Genomic DNA, 20,626 nt, shown 5'->3' with positions numbered 1-20,626 from the left:
TTCAAAATACCAAACTCCTGAAACCTGTCACCTTCAAAGGAGACCTTGCATGCAGGGGCTTTCGTTTTCTGAAAGACAGCAGTTTATTGATGAGTTCTCTCATGAAATCTACGATTTGGCCATTATTGGCGGCGGAATCAATGGGGCTGGAGTGGCTCGCGATGCGTCTTCCAGAGGTATGAAGGTCGCTTTGGTCGAAGCACAGGACTTTGCTTCTGGTACCAGTTCACGATCGAGTAAGCTCATCCATGGGGGGATTCGCTATTTAGAAAATCTTGAATTTGGTTTGGTTTTTGAATCTTTGCGAGAGCGAAGAATTCTGATGGAAATAGCCCCTCATTTGGTTCATCCCCTTCGCTTTGTTTTGCCCCTTTATAGAGGTGGTCGCGTTGGGATGTTCAAAATGGGTTTGGGAATGTGGCTCTACGACACTTTGGCCCTTTTTGAAGTCCCAGAAATACATGAACGTCTCAACAGCAGTCTGACTTTAAGCCGAGTTCCCTCTTTGGAGTCGAAGAATCTTTTGGGCTCTTACGTTTATTCAGATGCGTATATGGATGACGATCGTTTGGTTCTTGAGACGCTGAGATCGGCCGCGCATTGGGGAGCACGTTGCGTTAGCTATGTGAAGGCCACCGGGAGGATTTTAGATTCTCGTCATTTTCAAAAACTGATTTGTAAAGATTTGGAGAGTGGGAAGGAAATTATAGTCAAGGCAAAGCACATAGTGAGCACGGTTGGGCCTTGGACAGACCAGGTGGGAGAAGCCCTGATTCCAAAATGGCGAAAAATTATTCGTCCTTCGAAGGGAATTCATCTGACTCTAGCGCAGGATCGCTTACCTCTATCGAGTGCCGTGGTTATGGCGGCAGATAAGCAAAGCCGCATTATCTTTGCGATTCCTCGGCGTGACATGGTGATCATTGGAACGACAGACACGGACTATTTTGAAGACCCATCAAACGTCAGTACGCAGAGGGCGGACGTTGATTATCTTTTAGGAGTTATCAACGAGTATTTTCCCGGCATAAATATTTCTTACAGTGATGTGATAAGTAGCTATGCAGGAGTGAGACCTCTGGTAGATGATGGTTCAAGCACAGAAGGCAAAACTAGTCGTGAACATTTAATCCTTCAAGACCCCTCAGGAGTTACTTTTGTCGCCGGAGGTAAATACACGACATATCGTCATATGGCTGAGCAAACATTGGAATTTATTCTTGGGTCTTTGTCCTCAGAAGACCAGGCGCGATATGGGCGCAATAGGACAAAAGAGCCTCTCAATCCCTTGATCTCAGTTCAACAGTATGAGGGAACATGGAGAAGTTCACTGAAGTACGCCAGGCTTTGGAAAATTCCAGAGTCGGTGGGTCATTCTTTGATTTTGCGACACGGCTTGGAGGCAGAGCGTTTGGCTGAAATCTATCGGAGTCTCCCAAATTCAGAGTCGCCCGAGACCAGGATGTGGCAATGCGAGGCGCAGTTCGCCATTCAGAACACGATGTGCTTTCATTTGTCAGATTTTATATTGAGGCGCACACCATTGTTTCTTGCTAAACGCGACCATGGGGAATCCTTTATAGGGCCGCTTTTAAAAACTTTTTCCAATGCTTTAGACTGGAATGATGCTAGGCGAAATAGAGAGGTCCAGGAATTTCAACTGGAACTGAAGAGAGAACTCTTTTGGAAAGATTAAAAATCTATTTTTTTAAGGAACGGATAAGCTGGGCGATTTTAGAAAGACTGTTGAGTCCGTAAAGAGTCAAAAAATTCAATAACTCTGGGCCTCCGGAGGCGATAATTTTCAGGTATCCTCCAGTGAGTATTCTCATCACCGAACCGCAAACTCGAATTTGGACATGACCGAGCAAGATTTCCTTAATGATGGTTATTCCAAATTGACCGACACTTTCATCGGTGTAATGAGCCAATTGGCGAATGGCTTCAGGCCCAACTGTGAATTCAACATCAGCTGTTGGCACCTTTCGCTTCTCGAAAAAGACCTGATCCTGTTGGTAAAACAGAGCACATTCTTCGCGTTCATCAAGTAGAAGGCGGATTTCATGCCCAGGTTTAAGATGACGGAGAGCTTCTTTGGGTATTGGATTTGTCGTAAAAAACAGATGAACAATGGAAAATGGGTCCCTCGAAGGCATTGGCTCTCCTTTTTGCAAAGTGATCTAGCCAGTTCCCAGATCTTTGCATGCACCCTTAATTTGCGATTTTCTCGGACCAATCCAAAGAAGTCAACACGGCATAGTAACTTCCTGTATTGACTCTCGTTTTGTGTCTGGCCTAGAGTAGGAGTGGTATTTCTGGATGAGCTTCAATCAATTCAATAAAGAGTGGCACCATGGGATTTGTGGATAAGATTTCTGAGTATTTTTCAAATGATATAGCCATTGATTTAGGCACGGCGAATACACTCGTATATGCACGGGGGAGAGGGATCATTTTAGATGAGCCATCGGTCGTTGCCGTACAAAAAAACTATCGTGGCATTCAAAATCGGGTGTTGGCAGTAGGGAAAGAAGCCAAGGATATGTTGGGGAGAACTCCCGGATCTATCGTTGCAATTCGACCTATCAAAGATGGAGTCATTGCCGATTTTGAAGTGACTCAGTCAATGCTGAAATATTTTATCACTAAATCAACGGGAACAAAGAAAAGTCTTGTTCGTCCGAGAATTATTATTGCAGTGCCATACGGTATTACCCAGGTGGAAAAACGCGCAGTCAAGGAATCGGCCCACTCGGCTGGGGCCCGAGAGGTTTACTTGATTGAAGAGCCAATGGCCGCAGCAATTGGTGCTGGACTTCCTATCACTGAACCGACTGGAAATATGGTCGTCGATATGGGAGGTGGTACGACAGGAGTGGCCGTCATCTCGCTCGGCGGAATTGTCTACTGTAAATCCATTAAGGTAGCTGGTGATAAATTTGATGAAGCGATAATTAACTACGTTCGTCGTCAATTTAATCTTTTGATTGGGGAGAGAACGGCAGAGGAAATTAAAATTAAGATAGGTAACGCGTATCCGTTCGAGGACGAGAGAATTCTCGAAATCAAAGGTCGTGATTTAGTTGCAGGGGCCCCTAAAACTATTGAAATCTCTTCTTCTCAAGTAAACGATGCTTTGATGGATCCTTTGAGTGAAGTCGTTGATGCGGTGAGAACAGCACTAGAGAAAACACCGCCGGAGTTGGCTTCTGACATCGTTGACAATGGAATTGTGCTGACGGGCGGCGGGGCCCTTTTAGCCAATTTAGATGTTTTACTGCGGGAGAGAACGGGCCTTCCCGTATCAATTGCTGAGGATCCGCTCTCTTGCGTTGTTTTGGGCTCAGGAAAGGTGCTGGACGAACTAGATCTTCTTAAGCAGCTGACAGTGGACTAAATATGGATAGTGAGGCGCGGATTCGATCCTTGGCGCTATTTTTCTTTTTTGCCGCTTTAGATGAGAAATTTTCCAGAATAGCTGCAATTAAAGCGCTTCATCGATGTCAGAATCGAATGGGACGCGGGAATTTGCCCAATGAGAAATGGCCCTCGGTTATTGTTCATGTCACTCATTCGTTTTTTAATAAATTAAAACAGACAAAAAGTCGTCCTGCAGCTATTTCCTATGAGGCTGGCTGGCTCATTCCAGAGGGTGTCGATCTTGGTCCGTGGATGGAGTTTCAAAAAGAGGCGGATCTAGACGAATTCTTGGCTGTGCTTTGGTCGAAGGTCTTAGGGATTTCAGAAGATGCCATTTCAGAAGGACTTGGTTTGACAGTTGGGACCATTCGCCATCGAGTGGCAAGAGGTCTAGTGATCTTGGGTGCAGTTCGTCGAGGGGAATTTCGCCAATGAAAGGTGACAGCCAAGATTCTATTTCCCGCCCCAAACGGAAGCTCAGTCGTTTTCTTGCACGTAAAATGCTTTATGACTATATAACCGGGAATCTTGATAGCGCCAGAATGGCGGCGGTTGAAGAATTCGTTTTACAAGATTGGGAAACAAAACGCGAATTAGAGCATATTCAGGAGGGTTTGAAATATTGCAGTGAACTTTCCTTCACCAAAATATCGCAGCCCTTGATACAAGAAATAAGAGATCATAAGGATCTATGGGGAAGGATGCGAGAGGGCCGTCTTTGGAAGGATTGGCCGGATGCTGTAAAATGGGGAATTGAGGCTATTGTTATTTCTTCAATCGCTGGTTTGGTAGCCATAAAAATTCCATGGGGAAGAGTTGGCGAGCTATTACCCAAAGCTTCCGACAAAGTTATCTTAGTGGAAGTTGAAAAGTCCGACAAAGGAAAGCAGGAAATAACAGCCAAAGGCAGCGAAGGCTCAGATCAGGGCGAGGGGCATGTATCGACCCCACTCAGTGCGACGACCCCTCCAGTCAAACCGCTCAATCTTCCGGCAGAAAAGGCGGAGCAGCGGGACAAGCCAGACAAGCTTGCGAAGCCTTCGTCATCAGTCAAACCGGTTGTCTCTGTGGCGAAGACAGAGACTTCTCGTAAGGCAGATTCAGAAGCAAGGAATTTAGAAGATGAGGAGGTTGATTCTTCTGCGCCAGCTGACGTTGACAGCGAAGATAGAGCTCAGAGCTCCACCCAGAGTGATAAGCCAATGAAGAATTTTGTGTATAGAGCTTTTATGAGTTTAGATAAATTGGAGGACGGGAGCTCTCAGATAGCGAGCGAAATTAAGCGGCTTGGTGGAGTAAAAGCGGGTCAAGTCGAATTGGGTTGGAAGAAACCAAAGGGAAGTTATTTTCATTTTTCAATACCTGAGTCCAATTATGAGGAGCTTTTAAAAATATTGCGAACCTTTGGTCCAGTCCGGATCGACAAGGAACCTCACTGGCGGGTGGTGCCACAGGGACAAATTCGATTTATTCTATGGGTTGAAGATAATAAGGTAAAGTAGTGCATTGACTCATTAGCTTAGCTCACTGGCCGCAACCCACTTGGATACGAATGAGTGCAGTAACGAGAAAGCCCAAAAAATCTCTGCGCACGCTTTTGATTTTGTCTTTTCTTCTCTTTTCCATAATACCACTGACGTTTATCACGGGATATTCTCTCGTCAAATATGAGCAGGCAATTGATCAAGAATTGAACCAGCGCTTAACCGGAAATGCTCGAGAGATCAGCGTCATTATCTCTGATTTCGAAAATGGACTGCTCGTCCAAGCACGCCGGCTTGCACAGTCCAATGCTCTTATTTTTCAACTATCTAAAGGATCCTATTCGCCGGCCCGTGATTTAGTTATTGAAGCCATGAAAAGCCACTACGCCAATCGGCTCTGGATTCATGATCGGCAGGGGCGTCTCGAAATAGCATTGTACCGTGATGGACAGGGAAGAATTCAAAGACGTCAAAATATAGAAGGGGGTCCGGTTGAGCTTAAGAGCGAATTTCTCGACAAAGTGAAAGCCAAGGATGAGGTAACCTTAGTTGATTTTCGGACACAAAAGGATGGCAAGGGTCGAGTCACTACTCAAAGCGTAGACTTAACTGTTTTTCTAAAAATTAAAAACTCAGTGGGACGAACAATTGGTTACTTAGAAGAAGTGATCAGTTTGGACGAAAATTTTCGAACAGGAATAAAAAATCGTCTTGGTTTGGAAATTTTCTTTTTTGAAAATCACGGAGAGGAAATCTTCTCGAGTCATGCCGATTTTCGTCTCTTAAGGGCTGGATTTTTCGCAAATTTCTGGCTGCTGGTACGTCGACATACTTTGATCTTACGGTTCAAGGTGCTCCTTACGGATTTCGGATTCAACCCATACGTTGGGGAGATTCGGAATTCTTTGTGGGGCTGGGGGCTTCAAAAAGCGCTTCGCGTTCCATTCTGCAAAATGTGAACTATGCCTTTTTTTCGGTCGTTGGAACGATTGTTTTGTTACTTGTTGTTCTGAGTATTATTTTCTCTAAAATTTTGCTGAGACCTCTCTATGAATTGTTGGAAGGACTTCGAAAAATGGATATGAATCGAGGTCGAATCGAAGTGAAAGGCGTGGGAGACACCGAACTTGGGCTTTTGGTCGAAAGTTTCAATGATATGTCTCAACGGGTCTATCAAGTACAAAAGGACTTGAAGGCAAAGATCGATGAGCTTGAAAGTGCCAATAGTGAGATCAGAGAAACTCAGGCTCGACTCGTGCACTCCGCAAAGATGGCAAGTCTGGGTCAGTTGGTTGCTGGAGTTGCTCACGAATTGAACAATCCCATAGGCTTCATTTATAGCAACATGAGCCACCTCAATGAGTACTCTGAAAAACTCATAAAATTGATTGAGATTGCCCAGAAGGATCCACAAAAATTGAAAGGTGAAATGAAGCGAGTTGATTTCAATTATATTGTTGAAGACCTTCCTAAGCTGATTCACTCCTGTGAAGAAGGGGCGCGCCGGACAAGAGATATCGTCCTAGGACTCAGGAGTTTTTCTCGCTTGGAGGAAGGCCAAATCAAGGAGGCAGACATTCATGAGGGAATCGAAGAAACATTAAGGCTTTTGACTGGTGAATTCAAAAATCGCATTAAAGTACATAAGAAATTTGGAAAGATTCCCCATATTATTTGCTATCCCAGTCATCTCAATCAGGTTTTTATGAACATTCTGTCCAATGCGGCCCAGGCTATCGAAGGTGAAGGAGAAATCTATATTGAAACAGGAAAGCTTGATTCCAAGCGAATTTTTATTTCGATTCGGGACACGGGAAGGGGAATGGCGCAATCTACCGTGGACCAGATTTTTGACCCCTTTTTTACGACTAAGTCGATAGGCAAGGGCACGGGATTAGGACTCAGTATCTCTTATGGGATAGTTCAAAAACATGGGGGTGAACTTCTAGTGGAATCCGAATTAAAAAAGGGGACCCAGTTTAAGATCATTCTGCCTCGACGGGGAATTGAAAATTAAATCAATCGAAGATCGCATGCTAGAGAAAGACGCTAATTCGCATTTTCTTATCCTAATTTGATCCAAGCCAACAAACCCTTTAAGGATAAACTTTCTAGTTTTGGCCTTTTGGATTATAATATTATTGTCGAACGGGTTGGGCCTTTTTGAGAAGGCCCTCCTAAACGTGGAACGTGAAGGGCGGAGTTTTATGAATAGAGCAGTCCAACTGGGCGGGCGATTTTTCATTTTGGCCGCAGCGGTCGTCATTCTCTCTGCTTGCGACAATACTATTATGGGCCATATTGGTTTGGGTTCGGGAATTGAAGTCAATCCGGTACTCAATGATTTCTCAGGCCAAGGTTCTGATTTCTATGTACCTTCGTCTTCTCACTCGATGAGCTGGTCTTTGGCGCATGGCAATGCGGAGAGCTACGAAGTGAGACTCTTTAATGCAAGAAATTGTGGTGGAACTCCTCAGCAGGTTTCATTGACCAATGCCAGCCAGTTTATTCTTTCGGGCCTTCTGGATTCAGAGGTTTACTCAGTCCAAGTGATCGCACTAAAAGGAACTTTGGCTAGCCCACCCATTTGTTCCACTAATTTGGTGGTAGACCTCCAGAAGCCGCAGCTAACGATCACTTTGCCATCTGCCCCAGTCACGCAAGGTGGGACTCAGTTTGAATTTTCCTGGACATCAAGTGATCAGGGAGTGTCCGGTCTGCACCCCGCGATTCCGTTTAAAGTGGAATTATTTACTGGTAGTGGTTGCTCAGGAGTTGCGCAAAATATTATTCAGCAAATCGCTACGACATATAGCTGGACGGGCCTTATTGACGGAGTATATTCGCTGCGGTTGACTGCATTTGATTTAGCCGGCAATGCTTCCACGCCTCAATGCACGTCCTCCGTAACCATTGGCAATAATTTGGCAACTTTGAGTCTTTCCGAAGCTTCATCATCAGTTGGTTACACTCGGAATTTGCTGATTACGGCGGCCATCGGTAATGACACAGCTGCGAGCAAATGGTGTTTGAGCGAAAGTCAGACAACTGTTCCAGCCAACGGCTCGGCCACCTGCACGGGTGGAGAGGGACCCTCAAATAATTGGTACTTGGTGCGTCCAACCACTTTGTCTCTTGGTGGGTCGGATGGACCTAAAACAGTTTATGTTTGGCTTGCTGATGTTGGAGATGCGGTGGGCAGTACTGGTGTGACTCAATCCATTATTTTAGATCGAGTGGAACCAGCGGGCACTTGCAGTGGGATTTCGGCAGAGATCAGTTCCACTTGGGTGGCGGCGACAGCCGGTTGCACCGATGCGACCAGTGGCTGCAGAACCACAGAATGTCGATTGGATGGGGGGGCCTGGAGTGGAAGTTGCGAGTTTTCAGGCTTGAGTGAGTCAGCTCACAATATTCAAGTGAGAGGCACTGATAATGCCGGTAATATTCAAACCTCAGGATATGGCACTTGCACTTTTACAATCGATACAATACCTCCTACGGCTACTCTTTTGAGCACTCCTTCTGACCCGAGTTCAGACACCATTTTGAATGTGACAGTGGCGGGAGCTGGGGTGACTCACTATCGTTCCAAAGTGGGAATAGGAATTGATTGCAATTCACCTTCTGGTTATTCAGTGGAAACAGCCATTGCCACGCCTATTACGGACTCAGTGGGAATGGTTGGAAATTACAATCTTTGTGTGGTGGGAAGAGATTTGGCAGGAAACTATCAGGCCTACCCAGGGACTCAATATAGTTGGTCGAGAGTCAGCAATTTACCCCCTGTGATCACGGCTCCCGCTAATCTTGTTTTCCCTATGGACGGAACTAATGAGCCTGTCATAGCCCAGACATCTTTATCATTGGTGGCAACAGCCATAGATCCGGAATCCAACAATCCTATCGTTTGGCCCACTTGTATTTATCAAACTATGGGACTTCACCCATCTGATCCCAATTACGCTGGACCTGGCACTAATTGCGGTTCTCTGGCCTCCTACACGTTGACTAACGGAGTGTATTTGACCGGCGGAACGGCCAGCTTTTCTAACGGCATTCTTTCCTGGATTCCCACGGTGACTCAAAGAGGAACTTATCAATTCACTGTGACAGCTCAGGATTCTCTTGGAAATTCATCTAATGAAAGCTTTTATATATCGGTGCGAGATCGATTTTCTTCCAGCCAGTTTGTATATGGCTTGGATCCACTTTTCTCCATTGATTCAACCCCGCTCACAGGTTTGGCCTTGGTCCCACGATTGGACGGAACAGCCAATGACGATCTCAGAGATTGGCTGGATTTAAAATCAGGGGCAGTTGTTAGCTTGGCCAATATGTCTGCCTCTCCTTGGAAAGGGGATGGCACTCCCGCTTCGTCTTATGCTCTTGGTTTTAACGGATCAACAAATTATCTCAATTTAGGTTCGGTGATGAATTCCTTTACCAAATTGCGTTTCTCGACCTGGGTTAGGCCGAGCAGTGCTGCTTCATCCACTATTTTGTCAAACTCCAGTGCCAGCAAGGGATTTGAAATTCGTCAGGGAAGCTCGATTGAAGCAGGCAAAATGGTCCTGTTTTTTGGTGATTCAGGGACTATTAAAACTTACCGCGAAGAGGTGATGTCGGACTCCCCCACTGGCTATTGGAAGCTGGATGAGCCCGAAAGCACGAGCGCCTCCACCACTGCCATCAAAGAGATTTCAGGAGCGAATTATTGTGGAGGAAATCCCTGTCATTTGGAGCTACCACCAGATACTAGCCATCCTGACCTCGGTCAGCCGACGATGAAGGTATTGTTTGGGAGTGCCGTATGGTTTGATGGAGGCGATGATGGTGGTAGTGATGTGTTGGGTGGATACGGGTACGGAGTCAAATATAGTTATTCGGATTGTTCGGGTGCTGACGAAGCTTTTACCCTTGAAGCTTGGATCAATTTGGCTTCCGACTATTCAAGCGACGGGGCCATCATGGCTAGTCACAACAATGGAAATGTCACTCGCGGATATGTATTTGGAGTCAATGCCGCGAAAAAACTTTATATGAGGCTTTTTGAGATGGAAAGCGATTCTAAGCGAATCGGCCGTCTTTATAATACGGCTCTGGTTGTCGGAACTTGGCATCATGTGGTGATGACTTACAGTGGGTCGGAGACCAATGCCGGCATTCAGCTCTACCTCAATGGAGTTCGAGTCGATGACACCAATGACAGTGCCGGAGTGTATACCGGCAATCGGTATTGCGTGGATTTTACTATTGGTCGGCAATTGGGGGGAGCTAATTTGGGATTTAAGGGATTCATTGACGAACCAGCTGTGTATACTGGTGAACTTAATCTGAATCGCATTCTCGCTCATTACAATGCAGCCACTTCCAATTCTTATTTGATATCAAAAAATGATTTGAGCACTAGCTACTGGAATCAAATCGTCACTCTTTTTGATGGCACTATTGTGAGTTTTTTCTTAAATGGTCAGTTGGAGGGTTCTGTCACTCCCCCTGGCGGTTGGGATCCCAATGGGGCCTCTGCTGTCCATCTAGGGAATTCCAATTTGAACACCTCCTTTTGGGGTGGAGATTTAGGTGGTTTCAAACTATTTGGTTCCAGTGATGGTTCGAGCGCGGGATCTTCCCAAGTGGTGGGAGCTGATTTTCAACTCGAAGCCAACCGGTATCGTTCGATACCCATTGAAAATATCAAGACTTCCAATTTGCTTTTGCATTTGGATGCGGCCAATGCCCTACAAGCACTCAGCTCATATGCCGCGGATACTGGCTGTTCTTCCAACGCCACGTGGTCTCCAGTACAAGGGTCCATGAGCGGTGTTCTCTGGTTTTTTGATTCTTGCGGGACCTACGGTTGGAAAGGGACAGGCACATCGGTAAATCCTTATCGGCTCATATTTGACGGCGATGATTCGGGAGTGTGGCTTGATGATTCTGACACCTTTTCTTTCACCGATGGAGCTGGCAATGATCAGCCCTTTTCTTTGGAAATATGGATTAGGCTCGTCAATTCCGCTAATACAATTCTTGTGACCATGGATGATTCCAACTATCCAGCTGCGGAGTACTATCTTTATTTAGATAGCAACAAATACACCGCACTGGACCTAGTTGATTCAGACGCCTCTGCGGTCAGAGGTCGTAGAGGGTCTACTCAACTGTCGACCAATACTTGGTATCAATTGGTGGCCACTTATTCCGGCTCTGAAACCGAAACGGGTATTAAGCTCTATGTAAATGGTACCGAGCAATCTTATGTCAGTACCTCCAACGCCAATCCTTACGATGGAATGAATAAACTAGGAAGTGTCTTAAAGCTGGGGCGAGAGTTTAGCACTAACTGGACCCTAAGCGGTGATATGAGCATTGTTCGCGTTTACAATGCAGTTCTCACACCAACTGAAATTGTTCAAAACTGCCAGGCACAACAAAATCGATTCACAGGATTGACCTGTGCTGTGCCTTGATCAGGGTTGGTTGTGCAATCTTTTTTCAACTGTCAATAGATTGTAGCGCTTCATCGAATTCATTCCAGAAAAACCTTTGAGATCAAGTAGCTATGAAAAGTACTCTGGCCGAAAGTTTGCAGCTTATATTCATTTGTGAGGTTAACGATGGCCACGGCAAGGAATCACAAATCGGTTAGAACAGGGGCAAGCAGATCGGAGTCTTCCCGTTCTGATTCAGAGGAGGGTGGAAGGCTTCAGGGTCTTGTTCCTTTTATAATTATTTTGGCTTTGGCTGCAGTACTGTTGGAAAAGCAAGGTGTTTTTAAGCAACAAAAACATTCACTCGAGAAACCAAAAAATGTTGCGGGTAAAAAATTGGATCGTCTCGATGCCTATCTTGACAAGCAGATGCAGGATGTGGCGAAGATGTCCGAGCTAAATGCTCTGAGAATCGAATTGGATAATCGTCGTTTGGCACCAGCGGCCGTGATTGATGCTTCTTTTATACATTCAAGAGAAAGACAAGTTGATCAAGGATATATCGGCGAGGTATCTGAGGACAATTCGGGCAAAGTGTTTGCCGATGTCAGTGGGACTAAGAAATACAATAGCCATGGGGATCCTGTTCTACGGATGGATTCCATTTTGCAGCATAAGCTATTTACATTGGACTACGACAAAAGAAGTCGCGAGGAGTTTGTGAGGCAGTTAATTGAAAATGCAGAGAGAGATGGCTTTCATCTTTCGATTAACGATAAACTAGAAGTCGTTGCTATTCAGCCGATTGGGACAGATGTTCCTCTGCGCCTTCCTAGGCGCGTCGACGGCTCTGTGAATAAAAGGCCCGATCCATTCGATCCGCGTAATAGCGGATCTCATTGAGCCAAAGATCGCTTAAACCATTTGTTCTCTCGAAAGCTAGTGAAGCTATGGCGAGTGACGATGATGTGATCGAGCACTGGAATCTGCACGAGACGTCCAATCCTCTGCAACTTATGGGTCAGGCGAATATCGTGAAGGGATGGAGTTGGATCTCCGCTGGGGTGATTGTGGCTAATTATCACTGTTGAGGAATTGGTGAGACAAGAAAATCGAATGATGTCCCGAGGGTGAACCAAACACGAATCGACCGTACCTCGAAAAAGACATTTTGCCGAAATAATTTTTTTGGAAGAAGAGAGCCCCACAATCCAGAACTCCTCCACTTCAGCGTCCATTTTGGACCTAAAAAAACGAGCGGCATTCTCGCTGGTGACAATTTCCACCCCTCCCCCTTGCAGTTTGAATCGCTTGCTTTTGCTCACAAACATCTCAGGCATCAGTGCAAAAATTGCGAGATAGCCCTCACCAGCTCGAATTCACACCAGGTCTAGCGCAATGCGCTGAGCGGACATGGCCGGAAACTCGAGTCGTGTATAAAGCGCTGTTTTATGGGCTTGCTTCTGTCTGGGTTTTCTCTCTAAGATGATTTATCTTTTTGAGGAGTTTAATCATGAAACGGAAATCCTATTCACTCGTTGCACTTTCGGCGTTTTTTATTCTTAGTTCTTGCGGGCCAAAAGCCTTTGTTAAAGGCGAATATGATGAGGATGTGAATCGAACCAACTTACTCAACGATCAGTGGTCAGAATCCGATATGCAGAATGCAGTTCGTGACTTGGTGTCTAGCGCGACTGGTCATTACTCTATATCCAGTGCAAAGCGCCCACCCGTCGTGATGGTCACTCAACTTCAGAACAAGACTAGCGAGCACATTGATACTCAAAGCGTTATGGATATGGTCCGAGTGGAACTCTCTCGGGGTGGTCGCGTGGCCTTTGTCGATAAAGAAGCGCGGGAGGACATTAAGGATGAGTATGAGTATCAGGACTCAGGAATGGTGAATCGAGAGACCAAAAAGTCGGCTGGCGGGCAAATTGGTGCGGACTTTATTATCAATGGTCGTTTGGACTCCATTGTACAACAGGCCGGCAAGGACAAATCGGTTTATTACAAAATTACTCTGAATATGACCAATCTTAAGTCAGGAATTATCGTTTGGTCAGATTACAAACAAATTCGCAAAGTATTCCAAAAGCGCCGCGTTGGCATGTGATAGCGGGAAAAACACGCGATGAGTGATATGAAATTGTCAGTCACACGGGCGAGCCTTCATAGAGGACTCGCCCTTTTTACTTTGAGCCTGATTATTTTTGGCTGTGCTACCTTTGATTATAAGGCAGACCAGGCGCAAGAGTTGATTCGAAATAATAAGTTGGACCTGGTCATTAAGGAATTCAAAGAAAAGGCTTGGAAGGATTCAGATGATCGATTGGTCTATTTATTTGACTACGGAATGGCCGCTCACATCGCTCGCGATTACGAAGAAAGTACCAAAGCTCTGCTTCTGGCCGACCAACTCTCTGAGGTAAAAGATTACCATAGTATTTCACGTATTGTTGGATCACTTTTGCTGAACGAAGGAATGGTTCAATACAAAGGCGATGACTATGAGAAAATATTGGTCAATGCCATTTTGGCAGTGAATTTCTTGATGCAAAATCAGCATGATGCGGCCCTGGTTGAGACCCGCAAACTCAATCAAAAACTCTATAACTACAAATATGAGGCAAAGAAAGATTATGAGCAGAACCCATTTGCATATTACCTGGCGGCAATGATTTGGGAATCTGATCGTAAGTGGGACGATGCCTATATAGATTATAAAAAATTCCAGGAATTGCTTCCGAACTTTCCTTACATCAACCAGGATCTCTATCGAACAGCAAGTTTGTCTCAAAGAACAGAAGACTTGAAGCTTCTCAAGAAGGTTTACTCCGAAGCTGAGTCCAGAAAGCAGTGGAAGGACAAGAATTACGGTGAAATTGTACTTATTTACCAGCAGGGGTGGAGCCCGCGAAAACGTCCTGACCCCTCCTCGCCCAGACTACCAAAGCTTTACCCTGTGAAATCACGAACCACTCAGGCCAAAATGTCCATTGAGGGGGTCGGCGAGGAGAGAAGCCGGCTTGTTTATTCTGTTGAGGACACTGCCATGAAGACGTTGGGTGATCAATATGCGGCCCTTGCTGCCAAGAGGGTAGCTGGGCTGGTCAGCAAGGCGGTCGTTTCTGACCAGATGCGACAGAAGAACTCAGCACTTGGGGATCTGGCTTGGATTGGAATGAATATATTAGACCGCGCTGATACTCGGCAATGGTCAACCTTGCCTGAAACATTTCAGGTGGCTCGAATTTGGGCAAAGGAGGGCATTTACAAAGTCAAAGTAGAGGGACTCAATGACGCCGGCGCGGCCACAGGCGAAGAAATGGCTCCAATCGAAGTTTTTGTCAAAGCCGGGAAAAAGGTATTCATCAATTGGCGTTCTGTCCGCTGAGCTCCTCGAGGAGCAGCCATCAAAAATCACCATGCTCTCTGTCCAAAAATGAAAACCCGGCATTTTGTGCCGGGTTTTGGCTCATCTGAATTACCAACTCTAAATCTAGAGAAGATCTTAATTGTTGAGACTTTTGTTGGAGTTTGGAAGATCAGGAGTGATTTCACTCAAGTTGCCACCATAAACACTACTTTGAGTGGCAGCACTTGCTGCGGTGGCCACTCTCTCTTCCAAAGATTGCTTAATATCGTCGGTAGAAACCTTGCTGATTTCCACAGGTTCGATTTTTTCGGCGACTGCTGGAGTAGGCTGTAAGTATGCATAATCCTTTGGAAAGGCTCCCAATTTGGCGAGATAGGCAGAAATACTGCCATTTCCATTTTGGATAATCTCACGCAGAGTAAAAAGGGGAGCGTACTGAGAAGCTTTCTTCTCCGCTTCAAAAATGATCTGCGTTAAAGTAGCTGCTGTAATATCATTTTTAGTTTTATTGTCGATAACCATCACGTCTTCACTGTTGCGAATCATCTTGGCGATGTCGTCCAATGTAACGTAGCAGCTTTGCTGCGTGTCATATAGCTTGCGATTTTGGTACCGTTTGATGATTTTAGTTCTCACATTTGCCTTGTTAGCCATAATTTCCTGATTCACCAGACTGCCTCCCTCTGGAAGTATTTCCCCACTCAGTTCAACCATTAAGACCACGAAGGTCTCCTTGCCAGCCTCCTCGCTGGCGCTCCGGCTCAACTCCCGCACGTCGTTTTCGCCTTTAAGCGCAACCGAAAGTTCAAGACGAGCCGAATCAACGGGCGGAACATAGCCCTGCCCGCCACAGCCTGTCAAGCTTGGGAATCTGGCTTTTTCATTAATACCACCTATTAATGACACGAAGCATTGATTAGGGGTTGTTGGAAATTGGTGCCCGGGAAATGGACACGAAAACCACAACAATATCTGAGTCTTATTTTCTATGAAGCTAGAGCCTAGCCACCTGGACTAGGGGTTGGTGGCAAGGTTCTGGGGCGAACTTTCCTGGGTTTGAATTAAGCAACTCACTGAAGTTTCCGAAGAGGGGAGGAAGAACCCAGTAGGCTGTTTGGGCTGGCTTGGAAAGGCAAGGAATGAGGGATTTGGGCACAAACCTATTTTTGGCGCTGATGGCGAGTGCCCTTACTTCATCCTGTGCAGTTATGGCTCGTCGAGGCCAACAAGAGGGCCTTTTAAGGGAGTCGAATCTTACAAATCTCAATCCGGCCCCCAAAGCCTTTGACCCTCCAGACGACAAGGGGGGAGATGCCCCTGGTATCGACAGCGCGTATTTGCAAAGTCAGTCAGATTACCACTTTACTCTGGGCGAGTCCTACGGACTCGAAGGAAATTCTGAGCGAGCCATTGAGGAATTTAAGATCACTCTGGCCTATGATCCCAATTCCGTTATGGTGAGACTTCGATTGTCGATTGAATATGTTCGGCAGGGATTGCTCAGTGAAGCGATTGAACATGCAGAGATAGGTGTCAAACTTGATCCTCAGTCAACTGAGGGAAGGCTGCTGCTTGGAGGACTCTACTCGTCACTCAAAATGTATGAGGAATCCCTGAATCAATATCGTACCATTCTGCTTTTCGACAAAAAGAATATTGATGCGCGAATTTATATTGGAGCTATTCTCGCTGAGCAAAAAAAATACGATGAGGCTATCGCACAATTCGAGGGTATTTATCCTTATTTTGATAAATCTGAGAAATTTAAGGCACACTATTACGTTGGCAGGATAAGGACCGAACAGGGTGGCAAAAAAAATCTGAATCTTGCGGAAAAAGCCTTCTCCAGCGCATTGAGTCTGAATCCTTCTGACGTGGAGTCAGTCCTAGCGCTGTCGAAGGTATATGAACAACAAGGAAAAGCGAATCCTTCGCTAAAGCTACTTGAGTCCTATCAGGAAAAATTCGGTCCAAATCAGCGTGTTGCTCAACAATTGTCGAATTTGTATTTAGACAAAGAACAGTACGATGCTGCAGCCAAACAATTGGAATTCATGGAAGGATTTGAGCCTGATGACTTATCAGTGAAATTTAGACTTGGCCTTTTGTATGTTGAGAAAAAGAATTACTTGGCCGCCGTTGAAAAATTTCAGAGACTGCTAGAAATTGATCCTCAGGCAGATAGGCCGCGCTTCTATTTAGGAGCTGTTTTAGAGGAGTTGAAGCGTTACGACGAAGCTGTTGAACATTTTCGCCAAATTCCTGCAAGCAGTGGCTTCTATTCAGATGCTGTTATACATGCCGCTTATTTGAGTAAGATGGTTGGAAAGTATGACGCAGCGATAGAGATCATAGAATCTGCCCTTCAACAGAGGGACGATCTGCCCCAATTCTATGCTTTCTATGCTTCCTTGCTCGACGATAAAAAGGCATACGAAAAGGCTATTTCTATGCTGACGGGAGCTGTTGCCAAGTTTCCAAACCACACGCAACTTCTATTTTTTCTAGGCTCTATGCAGGATCGCGTAGGCAATACAAAGCAAACCATAGAGGCAATGCGAAGAGTGATCGACATTGATAACAATCATGTGCAGGCCCTCAACTACCTTGCCTACACATTCGCTGAGCTCAATCAGAATTTAGAGGAAGCCGAGTCATTGGCACGCAAGGCACTTGGTTTTGAACCCAAAGATGGATATGTCCTTGATACGCTGGGTTGGGTTTTGTTTAAACAAGGAAAAGTAACGGAGGCGATACCTCTGCTTGAAGCGGCACATAAAGCCAAATCAACAGAAAGCATTATTGCCGAACACCTTGGAGATGCTTATTATAAATACGAGCTTGTTGAAAAGGCTCGCAGGATGTATCAAAAAGCTGTCGAGATTGAGATAGATGGTAATAAGATCGAGAAGATTCGGAAGAAAATTGCTGGAATTGATAATAAATTGGAATCGCCAAATGTTGAGACTCGCCAACCGGCCTCCGTTCTGGATAGCAAGTAAGAAGATCTTTTTATTTCTAATTAGCTTAGGAACGCTTTTTTTAGTTTCAGGATGTCAAACGGCTCCGACCCGATTTGAGGGTGCGAATGAGGGATTCTGGAAATCAAAGGTCCTGATACGTGACAAAAAACAAGATAAGTCATTTATTCTTAATGTTAATGTGAACGCTAAGTTAGGTGAGCACTTGAGAATGGATGTCACAACACCATTGGGTTCTCATGTAGCTAGCTTTGTCATGAATAAAAGCCAGGTGAGTTATTTTCTGGTGAACCAGAAGAAGTTTTTTGTCGGGAAAAGTACACCGCGCTCATTGGAGCCAATCATTTTGGCACCACTTGATCCGAACTTGATCTATAATCTTCTTTTTGATTTGCCGGTTGGTGGTTCAGGCTGGAATTGCAAGAAAGATAGCAAGGACTTCCTCCAGTCCTGCAAAAAGGAATCTGAAAAGTTAGAAATGACCTGGGAAGATCGCGTGATGGATAGGAAGATGGTAAAAATTGACCATCCAAGAGCGCAGATTCAGATCAATTTCATTGAATACGTTGGCAAGGTTCAGAATAAGAAGGATCTTTTTGCTCTGGAGGTTCCGAAGGGATTTGAAGTTTTGTCATTTCAATAATGTTCTCGACAAAGGACCAGAGAACATTTCCCTAAGTCTCAATTTTAGACCAGTCCATTTTTTCATAAGAACGTCTAATTCAGCAACTTTCGTTGTGGATCTGTTCTCAATCCGGCATAATGAAGGGGGGCTCACTGGTGCAGAGTGGGTCAAATTGAGAAATCTCATCCACCGGAGGAGAAGACGATGTCGACTGGGTTGGGCGGAAACAATTTGAATATTAATGACTTGATTAAATCGCATTATCGGTCTGATCGCTACAAGGATTTGGCATGGTCGGGTACTCTCAATGATTACTTGAATTTAGTAAGAGAGAATCCAAAGATTACTCGCAACGCCTTTCAGCGCATGTATGACATGGTGGTGGAAGCTGGGGTGGTCGATTACATGGATGTAAAAAAGCAGATTACTCACTACAGGTTCTTCGATGATGAGAAGAACGGTGGGAAGGATGCTGTTTTTGGGCTGGATATTCCGTTGATGAAATTGGTCAACGTTTTAAGATCCGCAGCGCTTGGATATGGGACTGAGAAGCGCGTGATACTTCTTCATGGGCCGGTAGGAAGTTCTAAGTCCACCATTTGTCGCTTGTTAAAAAGAGGCATTGAAGAATATTCCAAGTCCGATAGCGGTGCGCTTTACACTTTTGAGTGGGTTGATGAGTCCGGTGCACATGAGGATATTTTTGGTCGGGGAGTGAGAGTATTTCCAAGTCCTATGCACGAGGAACCACTCCTATTAATACCTGAGGAAGTTCGTCCTAAGTTGATTGAAGAGCTGAATCGGGGGAACAAATCTGATTTCAGAATCGGTATTACAGGAGATCTTTGTCCTCCGAGTCGCTACATTTATAAGCGATTGTTAGAGAAATACGGTGGTGACCTCGCCCGTGTGTTAAGTCATGTGAGAGTGAGAAGACTTGCGCTGAGTGAGGCAGATCGAGTGGGAATTGGCACGTTTCAACCAAAGGATGAAAAGAATCAGGATAGCACGGAGCTTACAGGTGATTTGAATTATCGAAAGATTGCTGAATACGGTTCGGATTCTGATCCTCGTGCGTTTAATTTTGACGGAGAATTCAACATTGCCAATCGTGGCGTGATTGAATTTGTCGAAGTTTTAAAGCTTGATGTGGCTTTCTTGTATGATCTTTTGGGGGCCTTCACAGGAGCATCGAGTTAAGCCGAAGAAGTTTGCTCAGACATACATTGATGAGGTGATCATTGGACATACCAATGAGCCAGAGTACCGAAAGCTTCAAGACAACGAATTTATGGAGGCCCTGAGAGATCGGACGGTAAAGATTGATATTCCGTATATTACAAAATGGAAGGATGAAATTAAGATTTATAAAAAGGATTTTAATTCACAACGAATGCGTGGAGTGAGCATAGCTCCCCACACGGTAGAAATGGCCGCGATGTGGGCGGTGTTGACTCGTTTAGAAAAGCCCAAAAAAGCAAATCTTACTCGTATTCAAAAACTAAAATTGTATGATGGAAAAACTCTTCCGAGTTACACTGAGGACAATATTAAGGAGCTGAGAAAGGAAGCGAAGAGAGAAGGATTGGATGGAATTTCTCCTCGTTATGTACAGGATAAATTGTCTAATGCCATCGTCAGAGCTCAGCAGTCGAACCGAGGTTCGGTCAATCCATTTATGATGATAAATGAATTAGATAGTGGCCTTAGGCATCACTCCTTGATTTCTTCTGAGGAGATCAAACAAGACTATCGCGAACTCTTGAGCATCATCAAACAAGAATACGAAGAGGTCATAAAGGGAGAAGTGCAGCGTGCCATTAGTGCTGATGAAGGGGCCTTGGCTCGCCTTTGCTCCAATTACATTGATAATGTGAAGGCCTACACTCAAAAGGAAAAAGTTAAGAATCATTTCACTGGCCAGAACGAAGAACCTGATGAGCGTTTGATGAGGTCAATTGAGGAAAAAATTGAGATACCTGATTCTCGGAAAGATGATTTCAGACGTGAAATTATGAATTATATCGGAGCCATCTCTCTCGATGGCAGGAAGTTCGATTACAAAACAAATGAGCGGCTGCAGAAGGCACTGGAGCTCAAATTATTTGAAGACCAAAAGGACAGTATCAAGCTGACGTCTTTGGTTTCTTCAGTGGTTGATAAAGATACTCAGGAAAAAATTGATATAGTGAAAACCCGATTGATCAAAGAGTTCGGATATGACGAGATTTCTGCCACCGATGTTCTTCACTATGTTGCGAGTATTTTTGCTAGAGGTGATGTAAAGGATAAAAAATAAATTT

The 20,626-nt window shown here is 45.0% G+C and carries 15 protein-coding genes and 1 pseudogene; 13 read left to right on the top strand and 3 right to left on the bottom strand.

All coding sequences use genetic code 11. From position 1 onward, the window contains the following. Positions 1–49 precede the first annotated feature (49 nt). Positions 50–1,696, top strand: coding sequence for a glycerol-3-phosphate dehydrogenase/oxidase (locus IPL83_16555; GenBank protein ID MBK9040736.1), 1,647 nt, complete (start codon positions 50–52; stop codon positions 1,694–1,696). Between the two features lie 4 nt (positions 1,697–1,700). Here IPL83_16555 and IPL83_16550 read toward each other — a convergent pair whose 3' ends face one another. Beyond that, entirely contained in the window at positions 1,701–2,156 is a 456-nt protein-coding gene (locus tag IPL83_16550) for a hypothetical protein (GenBank protein ID MBK9040735.1), read from the bottom strand. Between the two features lie 197 nt (positions 2,157–2,353). On the opposite strand from IPL83_16550, the gene IPL83_16545 reads away from it, so the two are divergent. The 7 genes from IPL83_16545 (at position 2,354) to IPL83_16515 (ending at position 12,241) form a co-directional block, all read left to right on the top strand. Then, a complete protein-coding gene (locus IPL83_16545; protein ID MBK9040734.1) occupies positions 2,354–3,397 on the top strand; it encodes a rod shape-determining protein in 1,044 nt (347 codons plus the stop codon). Positions 3,398–3,399: 2 nt separating this feature from the next. Further along, positions 3,400–3,855, top strand: a complete 456-nt coding sequence (locus IPL83_16540) for a hypothetical protein (GenBank protein MBK9040733.1) — start codon at positions 3,400–3,402, stop codon at positions 3,853–3,855. Continuing rightward, the gene (locus tag IPL83_16535; GenBank protein MBK9040732.1) at positions 3,852–4,922 is read left to right on the top strand and encodes a hypothetical protein; all 1,071 of its coding nucleotides are present in this window, start codon (positions 3,852–3,854) and stop codon (positions 4,920–4,922) included. The genes IPL83_16540 and IPL83_16535 overlap by 4 nt, the downstream gene beginning before the upstream one ends. A gap of 50 nt (positions 4,923–4,972) precedes the next feature. After that, positions 4,973–5,863 carry a hypothetical protein gene (locus tag IPL83_16530; protein MBK9040731.1) on the top strand — a complete coding sequence of 297 codons (891 nt, stop codon included), beginning with the start codon at positions 4,973–4,975 and terminating at the stop codon, positions 5,861–5,863. Beyond that, entirely contained in the window at positions 5,812–6,921 is a 1,110-nt protein-coding gene (locus IPL83_16525; GenBank protein ID MBK9040730.1) for a hypothetical protein, read from the top strand. Before IPL83_16530 ends, IPL83_16525 begins: the two co-directional genes overlap by 52 nt. A 190-nt stretch (positions 6,922–7,111) precedes the next feature. Further along, on the top strand, positions 7,112–11,377 hold the full coding sequence (locus tag IPL83_16520) for a hypothetical protein (protein ID MBK9040729.1): 4,266 nt from the start codon (positions 7,112–7,114) through the stop codon (positions 11,375–11,377). Positions 11,378–11,524: 147 nt separating this feature from the next. Further along, positions 11,525–12,241, top strand: coding sequence for a hypothetical protein (locus IPL83_16515; GenBank protein MBK9040728.1), 717 nt, complete (start codon positions 11,525–11,527; stop codon positions 12,239–12,241). Here the strand turns inward: IPL83_16515 and IPL83_16510 are convergent. After that, positions 12,235–12,663: a JAB domain-containing protein gene (locus IPL83_16510; GenBank protein MBK9040727.1), complete on the bottom strand. Its 429-nt coding sequence runs from the start codon at positions 12,661–12,663 to the stop codon at positions 12,235–12,237. The genes IPL83_16515 and IPL83_16510 overlap by 7 nt on opposite strands. A 188-nt stretch (positions 12,664–12,851) precedes the next feature. On the opposite strand from IPL83_16510, the gene lpoB reads away from it, so the two are divergent. Further along, entirely contained in the window at positions 12,852–13,454 is a 603-nt protein-coding gene (gene lpoB, locus IPL83_16505) for a penicillin-binding protein activator LpoB (protein MBK9040726.1), read from the top strand. 18 nt (positions 13,455–13,472) lie between these two features. Next, positions 13,473–14,735 (top strand): hypothetical protein, encoded by a 1,263-nt coding sequence (locus IPL83_16500; GenBank protein MBK9040725.1) that lies wholly within the window; start codon positions 13,473–13,475, stop codon positions 14,733–14,735. 117 nt (positions 14,736–14,852) lie between these two features. On the opposite strand, the gene IPL83_16495 is transcribed toward IPL83_16500, so the two are convergent. Then, on the bottom strand, positions 14,853–15,389 hold the full coding sequence (locus IPL83_16495) for a polyhydroxyalkanoate synthesis regulator DNA-binding domain-containing protein (GenBank protein MBK9040724.1): 537 nt from the start codon (positions 15,387–15,389) through the stop codon (positions 14,853–14,855). A gap of 467 nt (positions 15,390–15,856) precedes the next feature. On the opposite strand from IPL83_16495, the gene IPL83_16490 reads away from it, so the two are divergent. The 3 genes and pseudogenes from IPL83_16490 to IPL83_16480 all read left to right on the top strand — a co-directional run bounded on the left by IPL83_16490 (position 15,857) and on the right by IPL83_16480 (position 20,622). Continuing rightward, positions 15,857–17,719: a tetratricopeptide repeat protein gene (locus IPL83_16490; protein ID MBK9040723.1), complete on the top strand. Its 1,863-nt coding sequence runs from the start codon at positions 15,857–15,859 to the stop codon at positions 17,717–17,719. Further along, positions 17,676–18,341: a hypothetical protein gene (locus IPL83_16485; GenBank protein ID MBK9040722.1), complete on the top strand. Its 666-nt coding sequence runs from the start codon at positions 17,676–17,678 to the stop codon at positions 18,339–18,341. The genes IPL83_16490 and IPL83_16485 overlap by 44 nt, the downstream gene beginning before the upstream one ends. Positions 18,342–18,527: 186 nt before the next feature. Continuing rightward, positions 18,528–20,622 (top strand): annotated as a pseudogene (locus IPL83_16480) (serine protein kinase). Positions 20,623–20,626 lie beyond the last annotated feature (4 nt).

The organism is Bdellovibrionales bacterium, from assembly GCA_016716765.1.
Classification (GTDB): Bacteria; Bdellovibrionota; Bdellovibrionia; order Bdellovibrionales; family UBA1609; genus JADJVA01.
This window is presented reverse-complemented; position numbering and strand designations above follow the sequence as displayed.

Coding starts and splice junctions, on each gene's coding strand:
- IPL83_16520 (MBK9040729.1), top strand. CDS start 7,112: ATGAATAGAGCAGTCCAACTGGGCGGGCGATTTTTCATTTTGGCCGCA.
- IPL83_16515 (MBK9040728.1), top strand. CDS start 11,525: ATGGCCACGGCAAGGAATCACAAATCGGTTAGAACAGGGGCAAGCAGA.
- IPL83_16545 (MBK9040734.1), top strand. CDS start 2,354: ATGGGATTTGTGGATAAGATTTCTGAGTATTTTTCAAATGATATAGCC.
- IPL83_16500 (MBK9040725.1), top strand. CDS start 13,473: ATGAGTGATATGAAATTGTCAGTCACACGGGCGAGCCTTCATAGAGGA.
- IPL83_16555 (MBK9040736.1), top strand. CDS start 50: ATGCAGGGGCTTTCGTTTTCTGAAAGACAGCAGTTTATTGATGAGTTC.
- IPL83_16490 (MBK9040723.1), top strand. CDS start 15,857: ATGAGGGATTTGGGCACAAACCTATTTTTGGCGCTGATGGCGAGTGCC.
- IPL83_16535 (MBK9040732.1), top strand. CDS start 3,852: ATGAAAGGTGACAGCCAAGATTCTATTTCCCGCCCCAAACGGAAGCTC.
- IPL83_16540 (MBK9040733.1), top strand. CDS start 3,400: ATGGATAGTGAGGCGCGGATTCGATCCTTGGCGCTATTTTTCTTTTTT.
- IPL83_16485 (MBK9040722.1), top strand. CDS start 17,676: ATGTTGAGACTCGCCAACCGGCCTCCGTTCTGGATAGCAAGTAAGAAG.
- lpoB (MBK9040726.1), top strand. CDS start 12,852: ATGAAACGGAAATCCTATTCACTCGTTGCACTTTCGGCGTTTTTTATT.
- IPL83_16530 (MBK9040731.1), top strand. CDS start 4,973: ATGAGTGCAGTAACGAGAAAGCCCAAAAAATCTCTGCGCACGCTTTTG.
- IPL83_16550 (MBK9040735.1), bottom strand. CDS start 2,156: ATGCCTTCGAGGGACCCATTTTCCATTGTTCATCTGTTTTTTACGACA.